The organism is Kitasatospora sp. Ki12 (genome assembly GCF_054601375.1).
In genome coordinates, this window is sequence record NZ_BAAIHT010000001.1 from 85,379 (window position 1) to 108,611 (window position 23,233).

General features: G+C 71.2%; 13 protein-coding genes, 3 rRNA genes and 2 pseudogenes. 4 read left to right on the plus strand and 14 right to left on the minus strand.

Features of this window, described 5'->3' with window-relative positions; genetic code table 11:
• Window positions 1–701 precede the first annotated feature (701 nt).
• Window positions 702–2,714, plus strand: coding sequence for a glycoside hydrolase family 15 protein (locus ACYP53_RS00355; protein WP_459646330.1), 2,013 nt, complete (start codon window positions 702–704; stop codon window positions 2,712–2,714).
• A 15-nt stretch (window positions 2,715–2,729) separates the two neighbouring features.
• On the opposite strand, the gene ACYP53_RS00360 is transcribed toward ACYP53_RS00355, so the two are convergent.
• From ACYP53_RS00360 to yczE, 3 genes are all read right to left on the minus strand, one after another.
• Window positions 2,730–3,908: a glycosyltransferase family 4 protein gene (locus tag ACYP53_RS00360; RefSeq protein ID WP_459646331.1), complete on the minus strand. Its 1,179-nt coding sequence runs from the start codon at window positions 3,906–3,908 to the stop codon at window positions 2,730–2,732.
• Window positions 3,909–4,122: 214 nt separating this feature from the next.
• Window positions 4,123–5,856 carry a DNA repair protein RecN gene (gene recN, locus ACYP53_RS00365; RefSeq protein WP_459647930.1) on the minus strand — a complete coding sequence of 578 codons (1,734 nt, stop codon included), beginning with the start codon at window positions 5,854–5,856 and terminating at the stop codon, window positions 4,123–4,125.
• A gap of 88 nt (window positions 5,857–5,944) precedes the next feature.
• Window positions 5,945–6,490: a membrane protein YczE gene (gene yczE / locus ACYP53_RS00370; protein WP_459647931.1), complete on the minus strand. Its 546-nt coding sequence runs from the start codon at window positions 6,488–6,490 to the stop codon at window positions 5,945–5,947.
• A 294-nt stretch (window positions 6,491–6,784) separates the two neighbouring features.
• Between yczE and yczR the strand changes: the two genes are divergently transcribed.
• On the plus strand, window positions 6,785–8,311 hold the full coding sequence (gene yczR / locus ACYP53_RS00375) for a MocR-like transcription factor YczR (RefSeq protein WP_459646332.1): 1,527 nt from the start codon (window positions 6,785–6,787) through the stop codon (window positions 8,309–8,311).
• 53 nt (window positions 8,312–8,364) lie between these two features.
• On the opposite strand, the gene ACYP53_RS00380 is transcribed toward yczR, so the two are convergent.
• From ACYP53_RS00380 to ACYP53_RS00395, 4 genes are all read right to left on the minus strand, one after another.
• Window positions 8,365–9,270: an NAD kinase gene (locus ACYP53_RS00380; protein WP_189925490.1), complete on the minus strand. Its 906-nt coding sequence runs from the start codon at window positions 9,268–9,270 to the stop codon at window positions 8,365–8,367.
• A gap of 92 nt (window positions 9,271–9,362) precedes the next feature.
• Complete coding sequence (locus tag ACYP53_RS00385) at window positions 9,363–10,169, minus strand: TlyA family RNA methyltransferase (RefSeq protein WP_189925545.1); 807 nt, start codon at window positions 10,167–10,169, stop codon at window positions 9,363–9,365.
• Between the two features lie 36 nt (window positions 10,170–10,205).
• Window positions 10,206–10,430, minus strand: a complete 225-nt coding sequence (locus tag ACYP53_RS00390) for a hypothetical protein (RefSeq protein ID WP_459646333.1) — start codon at window positions 10,428–10,430, stop codon at window positions 10,206–10,208.
• On the minus strand, window positions 10,414–11,304 hold the full coding sequence (locus ACYP53_RS00395) for a hypothetical protein (RefSeq protein ID WP_459646334.1): 891 nt from the start codon (window positions 11,302–11,304) through the stop codon (window positions 10,414–10,416). The genes ACYP53_RS00390 and ACYP53_RS00395 overlap by 17 nt, the downstream gene beginning before the upstream one ends.
• A gap of 180 nt (window positions 11,305–11,484) precedes the next feature.
• Between ACYP53_RS00395 and ACYP53_RS00400 the strand changes: the two genes are divergently transcribed.
• Entirely contained in the window at window positions 11,485–11,832 is a 348-nt protein-coding gene (locus ACYP53_RS00400) for an SCP2 sterol-binding domain-containing protein (RefSeq protein WP_189925485.1), read from the plus strand.
• Window positions 11,833–11,886: 54 nt separating this feature from the next.
• Here the strand turns inward: ACYP53_RS00400 and ACYP53_RS00405 are convergent, their stop codons facing one another.
• On the minus strand, window positions 11,887–12,924 hold the full coding sequence (locus ACYP53_RS00405; protein ID WP_459646335.1) for an HAD-IIA family hydrolase: 1,038 nt from the start codon (window positions 12,922–12,924) through the stop codon (window positions 11,887–11,889).
• Window positions 12,925–12,936: 12 nt separating this feature from the next.
• Entirely contained in the window at window positions 12,937–13,539 is a 603-nt protein-coding gene (locus ACYP53_RS00410) for a tetratricopeptide repeat protein (RefSeq protein WP_459646336.1), read from the minus strand.
• Window positions 13,540–13,630: 91 nt separating this feature from the next.
• On the opposite strand from ACYP53_RS00410, the gene ACYP53_RS00415 reads away from it, so the two are divergent.
• Window positions 13,631–15,001, plus strand: coding sequence for a DUF1015 family protein (locus tag ACYP53_RS00415; RefSeq protein ID WP_189925475.1), 1,371 nt, complete (start codon window positions 13,631–13,633; stop codon window positions 14,999–15,001).
• A gap of 351 nt (window positions 15,002–15,352) precedes the next feature.
• Here ACYP53_RS00415 and ACYP53_RS00420 read toward each other — a convergent pair.
• The 5 genes and pseudogenes from ACYP53_RS00420 to ACYP53_RS00440 all read right to left on the minus strand — a co-directional run.
• Window positions 15,353–16,070 (minus strand): annotated as a pseudogene (locus ACYP53_RS00420) (tetratricopeptide repeat protein); the annotation flags it as partial.
• A 201-nt stretch (window positions 16,071–16,271) separates the two neighbouring features.
• Window positions 16,272–17,216: pseudogene (locus tag ACYP53_RS00425) on the minus strand (hypothetical protein); the annotation flags it as partial.
• Between the two features lie 589 nt (window positions 17,217–17,805).
• Window positions 17,806–17,922 (minus strand): 5S ribosomal RNA (rrf, locus tag ACYP53_RS00430).
• 107 nt (window positions 17,923–18,029) lie between these two features.
• Window positions 18,030–21,149: ribosomal RNA gene (locus ACYP53_RS00435) — 23S ribosomal RNA — on the minus strand.
• A 270-nt stretch (window positions 21,150–21,419) separates the two neighbouring features.
• A 16S ribosomal RNA gene (locus tag ACYP53_RS00440) occupies window positions 21,420–22,943 on the minus strand.
• Together the 16S, 23S and 5S rRNA genes form the textbook arrangement of a ribosomal RNA operon.
• Window positions 22,944–23,233: the final 290 nt, after the last annotated feature.

Genomic DNA, 23,233 nt, shown 5'->3' on the forward strand with positions numbered 1-23,233 from the left:
CTTGTCGAAGGTGACGTGGGCGGGAGGCTCGGGGTTCGCCGGGCGGCGTGGGCGGGTGGGGTGCACCTCGCTCGATGGGTCGCCGGTTCGGCTGGTCCGGGGCGTTTTGATCCCGCCGGTCCACGGGATACCAGGGTAACAGTGACGCGACGGGGACGCCGTACGGGCCGCGCGCGCCACTCCGGGGGCGCGCGCCCGGCGCACCACCGGCGCACCATCCGCCGCACCCGTCCCACCGGTCGCACGACCCGCCGGACCGGGCCAGCCCGGGGTTTCCGTCCGGGCCATCCGGGCTCCTCCGTAACGACCACCCGGAGGTGATCCTTCCGGACCATCCTTCGCCGCGCCTCCGCGATGCACGGCATTTCCGCCGAATTGCGGCGCCACACCGGGCTGCGCCCGCGTGCTTCGCCCCTTTCGTCCGTCGTAAGCTGCTCGGACGCATCGCCGACAGCACGAGCACGCGGAGGGCGTGGGAGGTCAGGACACTCCCGGTCCCCGATGCGCGACCGGACCTCCCCGTATTCCAGCTCCTCCCCACCCACTCCAGGGGCTCGACCGAGCCCCGCGCGGACACTCCAGCAAGGCCTGCCACCACCCCCCGGCAGACCGGACGTCCCGGGGTGGACCTCCGGCCCCGCAGACCCGCTCGCTCTCTCCGCTCGCCGATGCCCTGACCACATTGCGAACTGGAGATCCACGTGGCCGGCCGTATCGAGGACTACGCACTCATCGGGGACATGCAGACCGCTGCCCTGGTCAGCAGGGACGGGGCGGTGGACTGGCTCTGCCTCCCCCGCTTCGACTCGCCGGCGGTGTTCGCCGGCCTGCTCGGCACCGATGAACACGGTTTCTGGCGGATCGGCCCGGCCGAAGCCGTCCTGACCGAGGTCCCCGCCCCCGCCGCCGCCACGCCCCCCGCCACCACGGGCCGGGTCCGCGTCGCCGACACCGCCGACCTCCGGGTGCCCCCGCCCACCGCCGCCGCCCCCGCCGTGCCCGCCGACCGGCGCCGCTACCGGGGCGACTCGCTGGTCCTGGAGCAGGAGTGGGACGCCCAGGGCGGCACCGTCCGGGTGATCGACTTCATGCCGCCCCGCCCGCTGGCCGGCAAGGACGCCGTCCCCCAGGTGATCCGGATCGTCGAGGGCGTGGCCGGCACCGTCCGGATGCGCTCCGCGCTGCGGATGCGCTTCTCGTACGGCCGCATCGTGCCCTGGGTGCACCGCGTCGAGCAGGCCGACGGCAGCCACCGCACCGTCGCCGTCGCCGGGCCGGACTCGGTCTGGCTGGACGGCGTCTCGGAGACCTACGGCCGCGACCTCACCACCTACGCCGACTTCACCGTGACCGCCGGCGAGCGGATCGCCTTCGCCCTCACCTGGCAGGCCTCCCACCTGGAGGCGCCCAAGGCCCCGGACGCCGAGGCGATGCTCGACGCCACCGCCGACTTCTGGCACGAGTGGGCCGAGCAGTGCACCTACCAGGGCCCCTACCGCGAGGCCGTGATCCGCTCCCTGATCACCCTCAAGGGCCTCACCTACGCCCCCACCGGCGGTATCGTCGCCGCCCCCACCACCTCGCTGCCCGAGGACATCGGCGGCGAGCGCAACTGGGACTACCGCTACACCTGGCTGCGGGACGCCGCGATCACCCTCTCCTCGCTGCTGCGCACCGGCTACCGCGACGAGGCCAAGGCCTGGCGCGAGTGGCTGCTGCGGGCCGTCGCCGGCGACCCGGAGAACCTGCAGATCATGTACGGCATCGCGGGCGAGCGCGAGCTGACCGAGTCCTCACTGGACTGGCTGCCCGGCTACGAGGGCTCGCAGCCCGTCCGGATCGGCAACGGCGCCGCCGGGCAGCTCCAACTCGACGTCTACGGCGAGGTGGTGGAGGCCCTGCACCTGGCCCACATGACCGGCCTGGTCCGCAACGACCACGCCCACCACCTCCAGCTGCGCCTGATCGACTACCTGGAGGAGCACTGGCAGGAGCCGGACGAGGGCATCTGGGAGGTCCGCGGCCCGCGCCGGCACTTCGTCCACTCCAAGGTGATGGCCTGGGTCGCCGTCGACCGCACCATCAAGCTGCTGGAGCAGACCCCCGAGGACGCCCCCGGCGACGCCCCCGCCGACGGCCACCTGGAGCGCTGGCGCGAGCTGCGCGACACCATCCACCGGGACGTCTGCGAGAAGGGCTACGACCCGGAGCGCAACACCTTCACCCAGTACTACGGCGGCAAGGAGCTGGACGCCTCGCTGCTGCTCATCCCCCAGGTCGGCTTCCTGCCGCCGGACGACAAGCGGGTGATCGGCACCATCGAGGCGATCCAGCGCGAACTGTCCACCGAGGACGGCTTCGTGCTGCGCTACCCGACCCACGACGAGTCCGGCAACAACGTCGACGGGCTCTCCGGCCACGAGGGCGCCTTCCTGGCCTGCTCGTTCTGGCTGGCCGACGACCTCGCCATGATCGGCCGGGTGCAGGAGGCCCGCGACCTGTTCGACAAGCTGCTCTCGCTGCGCAACGACATCGGCCTGCTCGCCGAGGAGTGGGACCCGCGGCTCAAGCGCCAGGTCGGCAACTTCCCGCAGGCCTTCAGCCACGTCCCGCTGATCGACACCGCCCTGCGGCTGACCGCCTGCGGCGCCGCGTACCTGTCGGCCCAGCCGGACGGCCCGGCGGCCGACCGGGTCGAGCAGGCGACGGTCTGACCCGCAGGACGGGCCCTAACCGCGCTGGACCAGCTCGTCGTAGGTGCTGAGCACCTGGGCGACGGTGGCGGCCTCGTCCGGCCAGGTCTCGGCCTGCTGCCGGCCGGCCGCCACCAGCCGCTCGCGGCGGTCCGGGTCGGCCAGCAGGGCGCGCACCGCGGCGCCGAGCGCGACCGGGTCGCCGGGGGGCACCAGGACGGCGGCGTCGCCGACGAGTTCGGGGACGCCGCCGACGGCGGTGGACACCACCGGCACGCCGGCCCGCATCGCCTCCTGCACCACCAGCGAGCGGGCCTCCCAGCGGCTGGAGACGACCACCACGTCGGCGGCGGCCAGCAGGTCGGGCACGTCGGTGCGGTAGCCGAGCAGCCGCACCGGCAGCTTCTCGGCGGCCACCCGCTCGCGCAGCGGCCCCGCCTCCGGGCCGTCCCCGGCGAGCAGCACCAGCGGCTCCGGGGCCGGCTCGGCGAACTCCCGGGTGGCGTCCAGCAGCAGCCCGAAGGCCTTCTGCGGGACGAGCCGGCCGACCGCCAGCACCAGCGGGCGGTCCGGTCCGTCGCCGAGCAGGGCGGCCCGCGCCTCGGCCCGGTCGAGCCGGCCCTCGGGCATCGGCGGGGCGGCCACCGGGCCCAGCCGGGCGTCGGTGGCGCCCAGTTCCCGAGCCCGGGCGACCAGGTCGGAGGAGGCCCCGAGGACCAGGTCGGCGGCGCGGGCGACCCGGCGCTCCATCAGCCGCTGCAGCCGGCGCTCCATGCCGGTGGCCAGCAGCGCGTGGTGCGAGGTGACCACCAGCGGGGTCTCCGGGCGCAGGCCGGGGAAGCGGCCCGCGGTGCGCAGCGCGAGGTCGGAGAGCAGCCCGGCGCGCAGCCCGTGGGCGTGCACCACGTCGGCGCCGGTGAAGGCCCGGCGCAGTTCGCCGATCGCGGTGGCGTCGCTGCGGGCGCCCGCGGTGGGGGTGATGTCGACGGTGTGGAACCGGGCGCCCGTACGGGAGAAGCCGAACAGCGCGTCCGTGCCGGCCGGTGCGCAGACCGTGACGGTCACTCCGTGCGCGACCAGGCCCTGGGCCAGGGAGCGCACGTGCGCACCGATGCCGCCGGTGCTGGCGGCCAGGACGAGTACCACGTGCAGCTGCCCCGGTTCCGGGGCGGCCGCGGTGGCCCGGGCGGCGGAATGGTCCACGTCGTCTCGCATCCGACTCGATCAGGTTCGCGCGCCGCTTCGCGAGGATTGCCCGCCCGGCGGCGCTCGGGGCTGGGAAGCCAGTGTCCAGCGGCCACCATGCCAGGTCGGCGGCCCTCTTGGACAGTCGACGCCACCCGGGGCGCGTCGCCGACGGTCCGCGGGGCCGCCGGCGCCGGCCCGGGTGCGTCCCGCGGACGCCCTCGGGCCCGTCTTCAGGCGCGCCCTAGGGGTGGCGCGGGGTCCGGGCGGCGGCCAGCAGTTCCTCGGCGTGGGCGCGGCCCAGCTCCGAGTCCTCCAGTCCGGCCAGCATCCGGGAGAGTTCGCGCACCCGCTCCTCGTCGTTCAGCACCTTGACACCACTGCGGGTCACGGTGCCGTCGTTGGTCTTCTCCACCACCAGGTGCCGGTCCGCGAACGCGGCGACCTGCGGGAGGTGGGTGACCACCACGACCTGGGCGGACTCGGCCAGTTTGGCCAGCCGGCGGCCGATCTCGACCGCGGCCTTGCCGCCGACGCCCGCGTCCACCTCGTCGAACAGGTAGGTCGGGACGGGGTCGGCGCCCGCGAAGACCACCTCGACGGCGAGCATCACGCGGGACAGCTCACCGCCGGAGGCGCCCTTGGCGATCGGGCGGGGCTGGGCTCCCGGGTGCGGGGCGAGCAGCACCTCGACCTCGTCCACGCCGTGCGGGCCGTACGCGACGGTGCGGCCGCCGACCTCGATCCCGGCCAGGTCGTCGACCTGGCTGATCGCGAAGGTCACCCGGGCGTGCGGCATGGCCAGTTCGGCGAGTTCGGCGGAGACGGCCCCGGCGAAGCGCCCGGCCGCGGCCTGCCGGGCCTGCGACACCTCGGCCGCGAGCTCGGCCAGCTCGGCTCGCAGCTCGGTCTCCCGGGCGCCGAGCTCGTCGATCCGGTCGTCGTCGCCGTCGAGTTCGGCGAGCCGGGCGGCGCCGGCCTCGGACCAGGCGATCACCTCGGCGAGGGTGTTCTCCTCGCCGCCGTACTTGCGCAGCAGCTGGGCCAGCACGGCCCGGCGGTCCTCGACGGCGGCCAGGCGCACCGGGTCGGCGTCCAGGTCGTCCGCGTACCCGGCCAGGTCGCCGGCCACGTCGGCGAGCAGGTAGCCGACCTCGTTGAGCCGGTCGGCGAGCGCGGCCAGGCGCTCGTCGTGGTGGCGCACGGCGTCCAGGGCGCGGCGGGACTGCGCGAGCAGGGTGCCGGCGTCCAGGGCCTCCGGGTCGGCCGGGTCGCCGGCCAGGGCGGTGTGGGCGAGGGTCGCGGCGGAGGAGAGCGCGTCGGCGTGGCCGAGCCGCTCGGCCTCGGCGGAGAGCTCGGTGTCCTCGCCGGCCACCGGCTCGGCGGCGGCGATCTCGTCCAGGCCGAAGCGCAGCAGGTCGGCCTCCTGGGCGCGCTCGCGGGCCCGGGTGGTCAGTTCCTCCAAGGTCGCGGAGACCTCGCGCAGCTGCCGGTAGGTCTCCCGGTAGCGGGCCAGCGGTTCGGCCACCGCCGCGCCCGCGTAGCGGTCCAGGGCGCCGCGCTGGCGGGCCGGGCGCAGCAGGCGCTGCTGGTCGGTCTGGCCGTGCACCGCGATCAGGTCCTCGCCGAGTTCGGCGAGCAGCCCGACCGGGACGGCCCGCCCGCCCACGTACGCCCGGGAGCGGCCCTCGGCGGAGACGGTCCGGCTGATCAGCAGGGCGCCGTCGTCCAGTTCGGCCCCGGCCTCGACCGCCCGGGCCGCCACGGGCGAGTCGGCGGGCAGTTCCAGCCGGCCCTCGACCACGGCGCGTCCGGTGCCGTTGCGCACCAGGCCCGGGTCGGCGCGCCCGCCGAGCAGCAGGCCGAGGCTGGTGACGACCATGGTCTTGCCCGCACCGGTCTCACCGGTCACGGCGGTGAAGCCGGGGGCGAGTTCGACCACCGCGTCGTCGATGACCCCAAGATCCCGTATCCGCATCTCGTCCAACACGGAGACGACCTTACGGGGGTCCGCCCCCGGCGCGCGACGAGCGGCAACGGCGCGCGGCAACTCCGTGCCCCGAAGTTCATCCCTTCCGGGGGTTTCGTACCGGTGCGGGCGCGGTGCACCAGGGCAGGAAGAATTGCACCAGCGGGCCGATCGCCAGTGCGTACGCGACGGTGCCGACCCCGGCGGTGCCGCCCAGCAGCAGGCCGGCGGCCAGCACGGCCAGTTCGATGCCGGTGCGGATCAGCCGCAGCGAGCGGCCGGTGCGCCGGTGCAGGCCGGTCATCAGGCCGTCGCGCGGGCCGGGGCCGAACCGGGCGCCGATGTAGAGGCCGCTGGCCAGGCCGTTGAGCACGATCGCGGCGGCCGTCACGGCGATCCGGGCGGGCAGGGCCTCGAAGCCGTCCACGAGCCGCAGCGTGAGGTCCATCGCCGCGCCGATCACCAGCACGTTGGAGACGGTGCCCAGGCCCGGGCGCTGGCGCAGCGGTATCCAGAGCAGCAGCACCAGGGCGCCGCAGATCGTCACCCAGGCGCCGACCGAGAGGCCGAGGCTGCGCTGCAGGCCCTGGTGCAGCACGTCCCAGGGGTCGAGGCCGAGGCCGGCCCGGAGCATCAGGCCCATGCTCACGCCGTACAGGGCGAGGCCGGTGAACAGCTGCGGGAGGCGGCGGGCCAGGCCGTGGGTGTCGCCGAGGAACCGGGCCGCGAGGCCGGCCGGACGGGCGGCGGGTGCCGCGGCGGCGGTCGTGGTCGCTGTGGTCGGGGTCGTGGTGGCCAAGGGTGCTCCCGGTGTTCCCGTGGTGGTGCTGCACCTCCGGGTGGCCCGGCGGTGGCGGACGATGAGGCCGCCCTGTCATGATGGCCAGGCCAAAGCAGACCCCTCCAGGGCCAATCACGAGCAAGTGGACTGATCGCCATGGCCGACTGGCACACCACCGTCACCCCGCCCGCGCTGGCCCGGCTGCTCACCACCGCCCGGCTCCCCGAGCCGGCCGCCACCCGCCGCCCCGCCTACCGCACCCTCGCCGGGCAGATCCGGCTGCTGGTCACCGAGGGCCGGCTGCCGGTCGGCGCCCGGCTGCCCGCCGAACGCGAGCTGGCCACCGCCCTGGAACTGAGCCGCACCACCGTCGCCACCGCGTACGAGACGCTGCGCGGCGACGGCTACCTGCGCAGCCGGCGCGGCGCGGGCAGCTGGACCGCCCTGCCCGAGGGCGCCCCGCCGCCCGGCGACGCCCTGCACCCCGTCCCGCCGGACGAGCAGGGCCACACCCTGGACCTCGGCGTCGCCGCGCTGCCCGCCCCGCAGCCCTGGCTCGGCGCCGCCGCCGCCCGGGCCGTCGAGCAGCTGCCGTACTACGCCGCCGGACACGGCCACTACCCCACCGGCGTCCCGGTGCTGCGCGAGGCCGTCGCCCGCCGCTACACCGAGCGCGGACTGCCCACCACGCCCGACCAGATCCTGATCACCACCGGCGCGATGGGCGGCCTGCACCTGGTCCAGCGGGTACTGGTCGGCCGCGGCGACCGGGTCGCCGTCGAGGCGCCCAGCTACGCCCACACCCTGCAGGCGCTGCGGCTCTCCGGCGCGCGCCTGGTCCCGGTGCCGTACGCGTACCGCCCCGGGCCGACGGGCACGCCCGCGCCCCCGCGGCCGCGGTGGGACCAGGACGAGTGGCGGCGGGTGCTGCGCGGCGCCGCGCCCAGGCTCGCCTACGTGATCCCGGACTTCCACAACCCGACCGGCGCCCTGATCGACGAGGAGCAGCGCCGCGAGCTGCTGGCCGCCGCCCGGGCCGCCGGCAGCATCGTGCTGGTGGACGAGACCACCGCCGAACTCGGCTGGGGCGTACCGGAGTCCGTGCCGCTGCCGCGCCCGGTCGCGGCGCTGGACCGGGCCGCCCAGGTGGTCACCGTCGGATCGGCCGGCAAGCTGCTCTGGGGCGGCCTGCGGATCGGCTGGGTGCGGGCCGCACCCGCGCTGGTGCGCCGGCTGGCCGGCGAGCGGGTCTACAGCGACGTCGGCACCCCGGTGCTGGACCAGCTGATCGCCGCCGAACTGCTCGGCGAGCCGCTGCCCGCCGTCCGGGCCCACCAGCTGGACCGGCTGCGGGCCACCGCGCACGCCTTCGCCGCCGCGCTGCCCGAGCACCTGCCCGGCTGGAGCTTCCCGATGCCGACCGGCGGGCTCGCCCTGTGGGTCTCCACCGACGGGGTGTCCGGCGCGGCGCTGGCGCGGGCCGGGGAGCGCGCCGGGGTGCGGATCGCCTCGGGCAACCGCTTCGGTTCGGACGGCGCCTTCGAGCACCACGTCCGGATCCCGCTCACCGTGCCCGCCGCGACCGTCCAGGACGCCGTCGAGCGGCTCGCCGCGCTGACCGAACGCGCGACGGCCGGCGGCCGGCTCGGTCCGGCCGACGAGGACCAGCCGCTGGCGGTCTGACGCCCGCGGTCCGACGCCCGCCGGCCGGTCCCGCCGGCTCCGTCCGGGCCCTCCTAGTGGTGGTCCGCCCGGCCGCGCCAACCCGTCACCGGCAGCGCGAACTTGGCGACCAGCCGGTCGGTGAACGGCGCCCGGTGCAGTCTGGCCAGCCGCACCGGCGTCCGGCCCCGGCGGACCTCCACCCGCGCCCCGGCGGGCAGTTCGACCGAGCGCCGCCCGTCGCACCAGAGCACGCCGTGCGGGGTCTTCGGCTGCACCTCGACGGCCAGCACCGACTCGGGCGAGGTCACCAGCGGGCGGGCGAACAGCGCGTGCGCCGAGATCGGCACCATCAGCAGCGCCTCCACCTCCGGCCACACCACCGGCCCGCCGCCGGAGAACGCGTACGCGGTGGAACCGGTCGGCGTCGCGCACACCACGCCGTCACAGCCGAAGTTGGAGACCGGACGGCCGTCCACCTCCGTCACCACCTCCAGCATCCGCTCCCGGGCCGCCTTCTCGATCGAGGCCTCGTTCAGCGCCCAGTCCTCGTGCACCACGTCGCCGTTGGTGCGGACGATGACGTCGATCGTCATCCGCTCCTCGACCTCGTAGTCCGCGTCGACCACCCGCTCGACCACCACGGCCAGGTCGTCCCGCTCGGCCTCCGCGAGGAAGCCCACCCGGCCGAGGTTGATCCCGAGCATCGGCAGGCCGTGCGAGCGTGCCAGCTCGGCACCGCGCAGCAGCGTCCCGTCCCCGCCGGCCACCAGGATCAGCTCGCAGCCGTCCGCCGCCCCCGGGCCCTCGGCCACCTTCTCCACGCCGTCCGGCAGGTCCAGGTCGACCGCCTCGGCCTCCAGCAGTCTGATCCGGAGCCCGGCCTTCAGCAGCCCGTGCACCAGGCCCTCGACGCTGCGCAGCGCCGCCTCCCGGCCGGTGTGCGCGATCAGGAAGACCGTACGTGCTTCGTCGCTCATGCCGCTGCCCTCTCCCTAACGCCTGCCGGGTCGCCTTCGGCCCCGGTGCGGCCCGTCACACAGCATGACGGGCCGGACGTCCGCCCAGCACCCTACCGGGGCCCCTCCGCCACGGCCCGGTCCGCCTCCGCGGGGTCCAGCCGCGGGGCGTCCCGGCGCAGCCAGAGGAAGTACTCCACGTTGCCGGACGGTCCCGGCAGGGGGCTCGCGGTGACGGCGCGCACGCCCAGCCCGAGCTCCCAGGCCTGCCCGGCCACCTGGCGCACCATCTCGGCGCGCAGCTCCGGGCTGCGCACCACCCCGCCGCTGCCCAGGCGCTCCTTGCCGATCTCGAACTGCGGCTTGACCATCAGCACCAGGTCCGCGTCCTCGGCCGCGCAGGAGGCCAGGGCGGGCAGCACCAGGCCCAGCGAGATGAACGACAGGTCGCCCACCACCAGGTCCACCAGGGTGCCGCCGATGAGCTCCGGGGTCAGCTCGCGGACGTTGGTGCGGTCCATCACGGTGACCCGCTCGTCGCTCTGCAGCGACCAGGCGAGCTGCCCGTAGCCGACGTCCACCGCCAGCACACCGGCCGCGCCGGCCCGCAGCAGCACGTCGGTGAACCCGCCGGTGGACGCGCCCGCGTCCAGCGCCCGGCGGCCCTCGACGACCAGGCCCTGCGGCACGAAGGCGGCGAACGCGCCGGCGAGCTTGTGCCCTCCGCGCGAGACGTAGTCGGGGTCGTTGTCGTCCTTGGCCACCACGACCGCCGCCGAGGTCTCCACCTGGGTGGCCGGCTTGGTCGCGGTGGTGCCGCCGACGGTCACCCGGCCGGCCGCGATCAGCTCGGACGCGTGCTCGCGCGACCGGGCCAGCTTGCGGCGGACGAGCTCCGCGTCGAGTCGGCGTCGTGCCACTGCCACTGGTGTTTCAGCTCCTACGGGTCCTGCGGATCATTCCTGGTCGAGCGCGGCCAGCGCGTCGGCGAACCGCTGGTGAACATCTTCGTACACCGCGACGTGCGCCTCGGCGGGGACCCCGTCCAAGGCCTCCAGCCGGGCCAGCCCGGCGTCCACCACCGGGTGGCCGGTGGGCAGCAGTTCCACGCCGAGCGGCTCGACCCGCCGCCCGGGGGCGGCCGGGTCGGCCGGCGTGCTCGGTTCACTCGTCCCGGGCATCGGGCTTCCTCGTACTGGTCGCCTTGCGGACGGTGGTCTTCTTGGTCGCGGTCCGCTTCGCGGGGGTCTTGGGCTGGTCGGCGGCCTGCTCGGCGGCGGTGGCCCGCTTGGCGGTGGCGCTCTTCTTGACGGTCGTCGTCTTCTTGGCGGCGGCCTTCGAGCCCGTGGCCTTCTTCGCCACCGCCTTCTTCGCCACCGCCTTCTTCGCGGCCGTCTTCTTCGCCGCGGCCTTCTTCGCCGCGGTCTGCGCCGGCTCGGCCTGCGCCGGCTCGGCCCGCTCCGCCGCCGTCTTCCGCACCGGAGCCTTCCGCGGCTCGGCCTTCGGCTCCCGCTCCGCCGGCGCCTCCGGGGAGCGCGGACCGACCGGGGGGACCGGCGGGTCGAACTCGACCGGCTCGTCCACCTCCACCCGCTCGGCGACTATCGGCTCCCCCGCCGGCCGGAACGCCGACCGCTGCTCCTCGTCCTCCCAGCCGCGCCCGAACAGGTCGTCCGCCCGCGGCGCCGGCACCGGCTCCTCGTCGTACGGCCCCTCACCGGGCCCCGCGGCCGGAGCCTCCTCCTCGACCTCGCGCAGCTTGGTCTCCAGGTACGCCAGCACCACGCCGACCTTGGTGACCTGGTCGCCGACCTTCTCGAAGACCTTCTCGGCCTCGTTGCGCGCCACCCCGACCGCCAGGTCCACCCCGGCCCGCCCGGCGGTGACCGCCTCCTCCGCCAGCGTCTGCAGCGTCTTCGCGGACGGCGGGAACTGCCCGCCCAGCCGACGCTCCACCTCGGCGACGTCGACCCCGGCCTTCTCCAGGATCGAGGCGGCCGTCACGACGACCCGCTTGCCCACCTCCTCGACCACCACGGCGGCGGTCTCCACCACTCCCCGAACCGTCCTCGGCAGCATCCGGGTGCCTCCCAATCGCCTACGCGCGTCGCTCCGTCGCCCTCAGTACCCGGGCCGTTTCCGGGCACCCCACGGACGACGCTACCGCCAAAACCCCGCTGAGGTACCGTGGCCCGCAGTCCGCACCGTAGCGACCGGGGGAGGGGGCCGCCGCCCATGGCGAACGCCGAGGAGTGCCGGGAGGCACTGGAGCAGCTCAGCCGGAACATGGCGAAGTCCACCGGCGACGTCCGCACGGCCGCGTCCCTCGACCGCTCGCTCAGCTGCCGGATCACCGACCTCGACCTGACCTTCGCCGGTCAGCTGCGCGACGGCCGGATCCAGGACGTGGTCGCCGCGCCCGGCCCGCCCGCCGGGAAGGCCGACATCCGGCTCACCATGAGCAGCGACGACCTGGTCGCCCTGGTCGGCGGCCGGCTCAACTTCGCCTCCGCCTGGGCGAGCGGCCGGGTCCGGCTGGAAGCGGGCTTCCGCGACCTGCTGCGGCTGCGCACCCTGCTCTGACGCCCGGGCCCACGGGTCCCCGGCACCCCGGGGACCCTGCCGGCCCGCCCCTGCTCAGAAGCCCAGCTCGGCCAGCGCCTTCTGTCCGTCCACCGGCGCGCCGTCCGCGTCCAGCGCCGTCCACGCCGCCGCGCACAGCGCCCGCAGGCCGTCCCAGCGGTCCCCGGCCCCGGTCAGCCGCAGCACGCCGCCCTCGACGCCCGCGACCCAGCCGCCGCACGCGAAGCCGTCGGCCCCGGCCGTCACCGCCGGGTGCGGGACCAGCAGACCGCGCAGGTCGGCCGCCAGGTAGGTCGGCCGGTGCTCGACCGGCGCCGCCAGCAGCAGCTCGGGGGTGGTCACGCCGGTGAAGACCAGCAGGCTGTCCACCCCGCCGTTGAACGCGCCCTCGATGTCGGTGTCCAGCCGGTCCCCGACCACCAGCGGCCGCTCGGCACCGGTGCGCAGGACCGTCTCCCGGTGCATCGGCGGCAGCGGCTTGCCCGCCACCTCCGGCTCCACCCCGGTCGCCGCCCGCACCGCCGCCACCAGCGTGCCGTTGCCCGGCGCGATGCCGCGCGCCCGCGGCACGGTCAGGTCCAGGTTGGACGCCACCCACGGCAGCCCGCTCTGCACCGCGTACGAGGCCTCCGCCAGGTCCGTCCAGCCCACCGACGGGTCGAAGCCCTGGACCACCGCCACCGGCCCGTCGGCCAGCGAGCGGACCGCGACCAGCCCCCGCTCGGCCAGCGCCTCCTCCAGCCCCAGGCCGCCCACGACCAGCACCTTCGCCCCGGCCGGCAGCTTCTCGGCGAGCACCCGGGCGGCCGCCTGGGCCGAGTTGATCACGTCGGTCGGCTCGGCCGGGACACCCAGCTCGGTCAGGTGCTCGGCCACCACGCGCGGCGGGCGGGAGGCGTTGTTGGTCACGTACGCCAGCCGCATCCCGACCGTGCGGGCGGTGTCCAGCGAGGCCACCGCGTGCTCGATCGCGTGCGCGCCCGCGTAGACCACGCCGTCCAGGTCCAGCAGGGCGGTGTCGTACGCCTCGGTCAGCGGCCGCTCGCTGCCGCCGGGGGCGGTCCGTCGCACGGGGGTGGCCGTCTCGGTCATCGCTGCGCTACCTCATTCACTCGCGTCGTCGTTCACTGGACCCTCGGCCCCGGGTGGCGGTGCCAGGTACCCGGGAGCCCCGGGCTGCAGCGGGCCGTACGCCCCGGCGCGGGCCGCCAGCGTCGCCCGGGTCTGCCGCAGGGCCGCCCGGTAGTGGTCGGCCTCCGGCCGCATCGCCACGGCGAGCGCCAGGTGCTCGGCGGAGGTCTCGAAGTCGCCCAGCCGGGCCGCCGCGACCCCCCACCCGAACTGAGCGTAGTCGTCCGCCGGGTCGGCCAGGGCCACGGCCCGGAAGTTCTCCAGTGCCGCCGCGTACGAACCCGCGTCGAACTGGGCCCTGGCCAGCGCCTCCCGGATGCTGCGCGAGTGCGGCTCGGCCGCCGCCGCCCGGGCCAGCAGCTGCTCGGCGGCCGCCGGATGGCCCTGCGCCAGCAGCTGCGCGCCCCGGCGGAACCAGTCGTACACGTCGCCGGTGGGCTCCCCGGAACGGCTCTGCGACGGGATCCCGCCGACCGGCCCGCCGCCGCCCGCCGGAGCGCCCCCGCCGGCGGCACCGGCCGACCCGCCCGACCCGGCCGGGCCAACGCCGTCCACCCGTTCCTGCCCGTCGTCCATGCCGTACCTCGCCCTCGGTCGCACACCCGCGGCACAGGTCGGCGCGGGATTCCGATCTCTCAACAACGCGTACCCGATTACGATGCCCAGAATGAGCACACCCAGTGCAGAAGACGGAGTCGAGACTCCCGAGGGCGGCCCCGGCGATCCCGGGCACGTCGCCACCGCCGGCCTGTCCCTGTCCCCCTTCCGCGGCCTGCGCTACGTCCCCGACCGGGTCGGCGCCCTGGCCGCGGTGATGTCCCCGCCGTACGACGTCGTCGACCCGGGCCGCCGGCTCGACCTGGAGACGGCCGACCCGCACAACGTGGTCCGGCTGATCCTGCCCAGGCCCGAGCCCGAGGACGCCGGCGACCGCCCCGACCGCGACACCCGCTACCGGCACGCCGCGCGGCTGCTGGCCGCCTGGCAGCGCGAGGGGATCCTCGCCGCCGACCCGGACCCCGCGCTCTACGTCTACGAGCAGCGGGTGCCCGCCACCGCGGACTCCCCCGAGCTGCTCCAGCGCGGCCTGATCGGCGCCCTCGCGGTCAGCGGCCGCGAGACCGGCGTCGTCCTCCCCCACGAGGACGTGATGCCCCGGCCGGTCGCCGACCGGGTCGGCCTGATGCGCACCACCCGGGCCAACCTGGAACCGCTGCTGCTCACCTACCGCGGCGACGGCGGCGCCTCCGGCGTGATCGAGCGGACGGTCGAGGGCGAGCCACTGCTCTCCACCGCCACCAGCGACGGCACCCACCACCGCCTGTGGGCCGTCACCGACCCGGCCGAGATCGCCGAGATCAGCCGCGACCTGGCCACCTGCCGGGCCCTGATCGCCGACGGCCACCACCGCTGGGAGATGTACCTGCGCCTCCAGCGCGAGCACCGCCACCTGCCGCGCAGCCCCTGGGACCGCGGCCTGGTGCTCCTGGTCGACACCGCCCGCTACCCGTTGCGGGTGCGCGCCATCCACCGCGTCCTCTACCGGCTGCCGGTGGCCGAGGCGCTGGAGAAGATCGGCGACCAGTGGAAGGTCAAGGAGGTCCCCGGCCCGCTGCCGGCCGCGCTCCAGGCCCTCGCCGAGCAGAAGCGGCACGGCGGCAACGGCTTCGTGCTGACCGGAGGCGACGGCGTCTACTGGCTGCTCGGCGAGCCCGAGGAGGCCCTGCTGGACGCCACCGTGCCGCAGGACCGGCCCGAGGAGTGGCGCCACCTGGACGCCACCGTCCTGCACGCCACCCTGCTCGACCGCACCTGGCACGTCCCCGACGGCCCGGACGACATCGGCTACCTGCACACCGCCGTGGCCGCCGAGCGGGAGGCCGCCCGTACCGGCGGCACCGCCGTCCTGCTGCACCCGGTCCGGGAGAGCGTGGTGCGCCGGCTGGCCGAACAGGGCGTCACCATGCCGCGCAAGTCCACCTCCTTCGGGCCGAAGCCGGCCACCGGACTGGTGCTGCGCAACCTCTCCCTGGGCTGACCCCGCGCCGGGCCGGCGCCGCGCCGTGGCCCCGGACGCCGTGAGGCCCTGCCGTTCCCGGTGGATCCCGGGGAACGGCAGGGCCTCACGGCGTTGCGGAGGGGGCTGATCAGCCCTTGGCCTCGTCCTTGTCCTCGACCTTGGCGTCGGAGTCGGAGTCGGCGGCGGCGTCCTCGGCCTTGGCGGCCTTCTCAACCTTCTCGGCCTTCTCGGCCTTGGCACGCTCGGGCACCACGCCGTCGAAGTCCTCGTCGATCTCGAGGTCGTCCTCGTCGTAGTACTCCTCGACGTCCTCCTCGTCCTCGAAGATCACGCGGTCGTCGGAGACGTCGCCGCCGCGCTTCTTCGCCGGGGCCTCGGCCTGCTCGTCCGCGTCCTCGGCCAGCTCCGGGTCGAGCGCGTCGGTGAACTCCACGCCGTCGATCTCGGCGAGGCGCTCGGAGGCGTTGGTGGTGCCGTCGGTGTCGGCCTCGGCCGCCTTGGCGAACCAGTCACGGGCCTCGTCGCCACGGCCGGCCGCGATCAGCGCCTCGGCGTAGGCGTACCGCAGACGCGCGGTCCACGGGTGCACGGCGCTGGAAGCCAGCTCCGGGCTCTGCAGGGTCACCACGGCGGCGTCGAACTGCTCCATGTCACCGCGGGCACCCGCGGCCACCAGGCGCATCTCGACCTGGCCGGCCTTGTCCAGCTGCTTCACCTCGGGCTCGCCGGCCATCGCCAGCGCCCGCTCCGGACGGCCCAGACCGCGCTCGCAGTCGGCCATCACGGGCCACAGGTCCACCCGGCCGGTCATCCGACGGGCGGCGCGGAACTCGGTCAGCGCCTCGGAGTAACGCTGGGTCATGTACGAGGCGAAACCGGCCGCCTCGCGCACGGCCGCGACGCGGGAGGCCAGACGGAGCGCGACGCGCGAGTACTGGTACGCCTCCTCCGCCTCGCCGTCCAGCAGCCGGGCCACCATCACCAGGTTGCGGGCGACGTCGTCCGCGAGGGTCTTGGGCAGGCTCTTGAGCTCCTGGCGCACGTCCGCGTCCAGCTCGAAGCCGGTGACGTCCTCGGGGATCGGCAGGCGCTTGACGGGCTCGTAGTTGCCACGGCGGTCGTCGTAGTCCCGGCCGCCCCGGTCGTCACGGCGGTCGTCGCGGCGGTCGTCGCGACGGAAGCCACCACCCTGGCGGTCGTCACGGCGGAAGCCGCCACGGTCGCCACCGCGGTCGTCACGGCGGAAACCACCGCGGTCGCCGCGGTCACGGTTGAAGCCGCCACCGGACGGGCGGTCGTCGCGGCGGAAGCCGCCACGGTCGCCACCGCGGTCGTCACGGTCGCGGTTGAAGCCGCCACCGGAGGGACGGTCGTCACGACGCGGACGGTCGTCACGGTCATCACGACGGAAACCGCTCGGACGGTCGTCACGACGGAAGCCGCCGCCACCGGACGGACGGTCGTCGCGACGGAAACCGCCACGGTCATCACGGTCGCGGTTGAAGCCACCACCGGAGGGACGGTCGTCACGACGGAAACCACCGCGGTCATCGCGGTCGTCACGACGCGGACGGTCGTCACGGTCGCGGTTGAAACCGCCGGACGGGCGGTCGTCACGGCGGAAGCCACCGCCGGACGGACGGTCGTCGCGGCGGAAGCCGCCACGGTCGCCACCGCGGTCATCGCGGTCGCGGTTGAAGCCGCCACCGGACGGGCGGTCGTCACGACGCGGACGGTCGTCACGGTCGCGGTTGAAACCGCCGGACGGGCGGTCGTCGCGACGGAAGCCGCCGCCGGAGGGACGGTCGCCGCGGTCGCGGTTGAAGCCACCGCCGGACGGGCGGTCGTCGCGGCGGAAGCCGCCACGGTCGCCACCGCGGTCATCGCGGTCGCGGTTGAAGCCGCCACCCGACGGGCGGTCGTCACGACGCGGACGGTCGTCACGGTCATCACGACGGAAACCGCTCGGACGGTCGTCACGACGGAAGCCGCCGCCACCGGACGGACGGTCGTCACGACGGAAGCCACCGCCGCCCTGGCGGTCGTCACGGTCACGGCCGTAGCCGCCACCGGAGGGACGGTCGCCACGGTCGCGGTTGAAGCCACCGCCGGACGGGCGGTCGTCGCGGCGGAAGCCGCCACGGTCGTCACGGTCGCGGTTGAAGCCGCCGCCGGAGGGACGGTCGCCACGGTCGCGGTTGAAGCCGCCACCGGAGGGACGGTCGTCGCGGCGGAAGCCGCCACGGTCGCCACCGCGGTCATCGCGGTCACGGCCGTAGCCACCACCGGACGGGCGGTCGTCACGACGCGGACGGTCGTCACGGTCGTCACGGCGGAAACCACCCGAGGGGCGGTCGTCGCGACGGAAGCCACCGCCGGCGGGGCGGTCGCCCCGGTCGCGGTTGAAGCCACCGCCGGCGGGGCGGTCGCCCCGGTCGCGGTTGAAGCCACCGCCGGAGGGACGGTCGTCGCGACGCGGACGGTCGCCACGGTCGTTCGACCAGCCTCCGCGGGACCGGGGCTCGTAGCCGCGGCCGTCGTCCGATCGACGCTCGGGACGGTCCTGGGGCTGGTTCGACATCGTGGTGACTCCTTCTGCTGCTTCAGCTTCTCCGCGCGGGCTGTTGGTGCAACTCCGCAGCCACCACGCGGTTTCGGCGCCGGCCTCCCTGGCCCGCGCACCTTCTCCATTGTCCGACATGCCGGGATCCTCCGCGTCTGGGCGGAAGTCCCGTCCTGCCGGACTCCTTCTTCTTCACGTTCGCAAAACACAAAAAGGCCGCGGCCCCAGCGAATCGCTGGGGCCGCGGCCTTGAATAATTGTTCGGCGGCGTCCTACTCTCCCACAGGGTCCCCCCTGCAGTACCATCGGCGCTGTGAGGCTTAGCTTCCGGGTTCGGAATGTAACCGGGCGTTTCCCTCACGCTATGACCACCGAAACCCTATCGGGTATTCAGCGAAACACACTTTTCAATTGAATAGTGTTTCTTGTTCGCCGGCGATAGCTGTTCGCTACCCGGGAACCACACAGTGAACGCGAGCGTCTGAGGACAAGCCCTCGGCCTATTAGTACCGGTCAACTCCACCCCTTACAGGGCTTCCATATCCGGCCTATCAACCCAGTCGTCTACTGGGAGCCTTACCCTCTCAAGGAGGTGGGAGTGCTCATCTCGAAGCAGGCTTCCCGCTTAGATGCTTTCAGCGGTTATCCCTCCCGAACGTAGCCAACCAGCCATGCCCTTGGCAGGACAACTGGCACACCAGAGGTTCGTCCGTCCCGGTCCTCTCGTACTAGGGACAGCCCTTCTCAACACTCCTACGCGCACAGCGGATAGGGACCGAACTGTCTCACGACGTTCTAAACCCAGCTCGCGTACCGCTTTAATGGGCGAACAGCCCAACCCTTGGGACCTACTCCAGCCCCAGGATGCGACGAGCCGACATCGAGGTGCCAAACCATCCCGTCGATATGGACTCTTGGGGAAGATCAGCCTGTTATCCCCGGGGTACCTTTTATCCGTTGAGCGACGGCGCTTCCACAAGCCACCGCCGGATCACTAGTCCCTACTTTCGTACCTGCTCGACCCGTCAGTCTCACAGTCAAGCTCCCTTGTGCACTTACACTCAACACCTGATTGCCAACCAGGCTGAGGGAACCTTTGGGCGCCTCCGTTACCCTTTAGGAGGCAACCGCCCCAGTTAAACTACCCACCAGACACTGTCCCTGATCCGGATCACGGACCCAGGTTAGACATCCAGCACGACCAGAGTGGTATTTCAACGGCGACTCCACAACAACTGGCGTTGCTGCTTCAAAGTCTCCCACCTATCCTACACAAGCCGAACCGAACACCAATATCAAGCTATAGTAAAGGTCCCGGGGTCTTTCCGTCCTGCTGCGCGAAACGAGCATCTTTACTCGTAATGCAATTTCACCGGGCCTATGGTTGAGACAGTCGAGAAGTCGTTACGCCATTCGTGCAGGTCGGAACTTACCCGACAAGGAATTTCGCTACCTTAGGATGGTTATAGTTACCACCGCCGTTTACTGGCGCTTAAGTTCTCAGCTTCGCCCTGTCGAAACAGAGCTAACCGGTCCCCTTAACGTTCCAGCACCGGGCAGGCGTCAGTCCGTATACATCGCCTTACGGCTTCGCACGGACCTGTGTTTTTAGTAAACAGTCGCTTCTCGCTGGTCTCTGCGGCCACCCCCAGCTCAAGGTGCAAGACCCATCACCAGGAATGGCCCCCCTTCTCCCGAAGTTACGGGGGCATTTTGCCGAGTTCCTTAACCATAGTTCACCCGAACGCCTCGGTATTCTCTACCTGACCACCTGAGTCGGTTTGGGGTACGGGCCGCCATGAAACTCGCTAGAGGCTTTTCTCGACAGCATAGGATCATCCACTTCACCACAATCGGCTCGGCATCAGGTCTCAGCCTTAATGAGTGACGGATTTGCCTATCACTCGGCCTACACCCTTACCCCGGGACTACCACCGCCCGGGCTGGACTACCTTCCTGCGTCACCCCATCGCTCACCTACTACCCTGTTGGGTCACCGGCTCCACCACTTCCCTTTGCCCGAAGGCTCCAGGACGGCTTCACGGGCTTAGCATCAAGAGGTTCGACGTTGGCGCTTCAAAGCGGGTACGGGAATATCAACCCGTTGTCCATCGACTACGCCTGTCGGCCTCGCCTTAGGTCCCGACTTACCCTGGGCAGATCAGCTTGACCCAGGAACCCTTGGTCAATCGGCGCAAGAGTTTCCCACTCTTGTATCGCTACTCATGCCTGCATTCTCACTCGTATACCGTCCACGACTGGTTTCCACCGCCGCTTCACCCGGCACACGACGCTCCCCTACCCATCCACACAGCCGTTAGGCCTTCGCATGTGAATGACACGACTTCGGTGATGTGCTTGAGCCCCGCTACATTGTCGGCGCGGAATCACTTGACCAGTGAGCTATTACGCACTCTTTCAAGGGTGGCTGCTTCTAAGCCAACCTCCTGGTTGTCTCTGCGACTCCACATCCTTTCCCACTTAGCACACGCTTAGGGACCTTAGTCGGTGTTCTGGGCTGTTTCCCTCTCGACCATGGAGCTTATCCCCCACAGTCTCACTGCCACGCTCTCACTTACCGGCATTCGGAGTTTGGCTAAGGTCAGTAACCCGGTAAGGCCCATCGCCTATCCAGTGCTCTACCTCCGGCAAGAAACACGTGACGCTGCACCTAAATGCATTTCGGGGAGAACCAGCTATCACGGAGTTTGATTGGCCTTTCACCCCTAACCACAGGTCATCCCCCAGGTTTTCAACCCTGGTGGGTTCGGTCCTCCACACGGTCTTACCCGCGCTTCAACCTGCCCATGGCTAGATCACTCCGCTTCGGGTCTTGGGCATGCAACTCACCGCCCTATTCGGACTCGCTTTCGCTACGGCTACCCCACACGGGTTAACCTCGCTACACACCGCAAACTCGCAGGCTCATTCTTCAAAAGGCACGCAGTCACGGCCCACCAGCAAGCTGATGAACGACGCTCCCACGGCTTGTAGGCACACGGTTTCAGGTACTATTTCACTCCGCTCCCGCGGTACTTTTCACCATTCCCTCACGGTACTATCCGCTATCGGTCACTAGGGAATATTTAGGCTTAGCGGGTGGTCCCGCCAGATTCACACGGGATTTCTCGGGCCCCGTGCTACTTGGGAGTTCTTCAAACGAGCCGTACAGATTTCGTCTACGGGGGTCTTACCCTCTACGCCGGACCTTTCGCATGTCCTTCGACTACCCATACGGTTTCTGACTCGCCGACCGGCCGGCAGACCGATCAAGAAAAATCCCACGACCCCGCATTGGCAACCCCTGCCGGGTCTCACACCAATACGGTTTAGCCTCATCCAGTTTCGCTCGCCACTACTCCCGGAATCACGGTTGTTTTCTCTTCCTGCGGGTACTGAGATGTTTCACTTCCCCGCGTTCCCTCCACACTGCCTATGTGTTCAGCAGCGGGTGACAGCCCATGACGACTGCCGGGTTTCCCCATTCGGACACCCCCGGATCAAAGCTCGGTTGACAGCTCCCCGGGGCCTATCGCGGCCTCCCACGTCCTTCATCGGTTCCTAGTGCCAAGGCATCCACCGTGCGCCCTTAAAAACTTGGCCACAGATGCTCGCGTCCACTGTGCAGTTCTCAAACAACGACCAGTCACACACCCTCAACACTCCGAAGAGCGCCTCGAGTGAGGCCAGCACTGAGACAACGGAAACCCGTTCCCTCAGGACCCAACAACGTGCCCGACACAGTCAATCCCAGATCGCTTTCCACGCCGAAGCAGTACTCACGTCCGATCTCTTCCTGTGCCGAATAGTCAACGTTCCACCCATGAGCGACCGTGCAGAACATTCGCCTGCAAGCGGCCATGTGCTCCTTAGAAAGGAGGTGATCCAGCCGCACCTTCCGGTACGGCTACCTTGTTACGACTTCGTCCCAATCGCTGGTCCCACCTTCGACGGCTCCTCCCCTTACGGGTTAGGCCACCGGCTTCGGGTGTTACCGACTTTCGTGACGTGACGGGCGGTGTGTACAAGGCCCGGGAACGTATTCACCGCAGCATGCTGATCTGCGATTACTAGCAACTCCAACTTCATGGGGTCGAGTTGCAGACCCCAATCCGAACTGAGGCCGGCTTTTTGGGATTCGCTCCGCCTCGCGGCATCGCAGCCCTTTGTACCGACCATTGTAGCACGTGTGCAGCCCAAGACATAAGGGGCATGATGATTTGACGTCGTCCCCACCTTCCTCCGAGTTGACCCCGGCAGTCTCCTGTGAGTCCCCATCACCCCGAAAGGCATGCTGGCAACACAGAACAAGGGTTGCGCTCGTTGCGGGACTTAACCCAACATCTCACGACACGAGCTGACGACAACCATGCACCACCTGTATACCGACCACAAGGGGGCACCCATCTCTGGATGTTTCCGGCATATGTCAAGCCTTGGTAAGGTTCTTCGCGTTGCGTCGAATTAAGCCACATGCTCCGCTGCTTGTGCGGGCCCCCGTCAATTCCTTTGAGTTTTAGCCTTGCGGCCGTACTCCCCAGGCGGGGAACTTAATGCGTTAGCTGCGGCACCGACGACGTGGAATGTCGCCAACACCTAGTTCCCAACGTTTACGGCGTGGACTACCAGGGTATCTAATCCTGTTCGCTCCCCACGCTTTCGCTCCTCAGCGTCAGTAATGGCCCAGAGATCCGCCTTCGCCACCGGTGTTCCTCCTGATATCTGCGCATTTCACCGCTACACCAGGAATTCCGATCTCCCCTACCACACTCTAGCCTGCCCGTATCGAATGCAGACCCGGGGTTAAGCCCCGGGCTTTCACATCCGACGCGACAGGCCGCCTACGAGCTCTTTACGCCCAATAATTCCGGACAACGCTCGCACCCTACGTATTACCGCGGCTGCTGGCACGTAGTTAGCCGGTGCTTCTTCTGCAGGTACCGTCACTTGCGCTTCTTCCCTGCTGAAAGAGGTTTACAACCCGAAGGCCGTCATCCCTCACGCGGCGTCGCTGCATCAGGCTTTCGCCCATTGTGCAATATTCCCCACTGCTGCCTCCCGTAGGAGTCTGGGCCGTGTCTCAGTCCCAGTGTGGCCGGTCGCCCTCTCAGGCCGGCTACCCGTCGTCGCCTTGGTAGGCCATTACCCCACCAACAAGCTGATAGGCCGCGGGCTCATCCTGCACCGCCGGAGCTTTACACCAACCCCCATGCGGAGGAAGGTCATATCCGGTATTAGACCCCGTTTCCAGGGCTTGTCCCAGAGTGCAGGGCAGATTGCCCACGTGTTACTCACCCGTTCGCCACTGATCCACCCCGAAGGGCTTCACCGTTCGACTTGCATGTGTTAAGCACGCCGCCAGCGTTCGTCCTGAGCCAGGATCAAACTCTCCGTGAATGTATACCCGTAATCGGGTCGACACCCGCGTTGAGCGGCACGGCAACCACCGGAATAGGGTGATCCCGCGCACTGCGTCCTCGCTAGTGTTTTACTTCAAAAGGAATCTCCAACCCCAGAACAATCTGAGGCCGGGGATGTCAACATATCTGGCGTTGACTTTTGGCACGCTGTTGAGTTCTCAAGGAACGGACGCTTCCTTCGGACTGCCTTCCAGCAGGCCCTCCGGGCTTCGTTCTTTCGTGTTTCCAGCTTACCAGATGTTTTCCGCTCCGTTTACCCGGAGTTTC

Bases quoted from the DNA above. Each gene is read 5' to 3' on its own strand.
- ACYP53_RS00390 (WP_459646333.1), bottom strand. From the start codon at position 10,430: ATGCCCGGGACGAGTGAACCGAGCACGCCGGCCGACCCGGCCGCCCCC.
- yczR (WP_459646332.1), top strand. From the start codon at position 6,785: ATGGCCGACTGGCACACCACCGTCACCCCGCCCGCGCTGGCCCGGCTG.
- ACYP53_RS00380 (WP_189925490.1), bottom strand. From the start codon at position 9,270: ATGAGCGACGAAGCACGTACGGTCTTCCTGATCGCGCACACCGGCCGG.
- ACYP53_RS00360 (WP_459646331.1), bottom strand. From the start codon at position 3,908: ATGCGAGACGACGTGGACCATTCCGCCGCCCGGGCCACCGCGGCCGCC.
- ACYP53_RS00400 (WP_189925485.1), top strand. From the start codon at position 11,485: ATGGCGAACGCCGAGGAGTGCCGGGAGGCACTGGAGCAGCTCAGCCGG.
- ACYP53_RS00405 (WP_459646335.1), bottom strand. From the start codon at position 12,924: ATGACCGAGACGGCCACCCCCGTGCGACGGACCGCCCCCGGCGGCAGC.
- yczE (WP_459647931.1), bottom strand. From the start codon at position 6,490: ATGGGCCTGATGCTCCGGGCCGGCCTCGGCCTCGACCCCTGGGACGTG.
- recN (WP_459647930.1), bottom strand. From the start codon at position 5,856: ATGCGGATACGGGATCTTGGGGTCATCGACGACGCGGTGGTCGAACTC.
- ACYP53_RS00410 (WP_459646336.1), bottom strand. From the start codon at position 13,539: ATGGACGACGGGCAGGAACGGGTGGACGGCGTTGGCCCGGCCGGGTCG.
- ACYP53_RS00415 (WP_189925475.1), top strand. From the start codon at position 13,631: ATGAGCACACCCAGTGCAGAAGACGGAGTCGAGACTCCCGAGGGCGGC.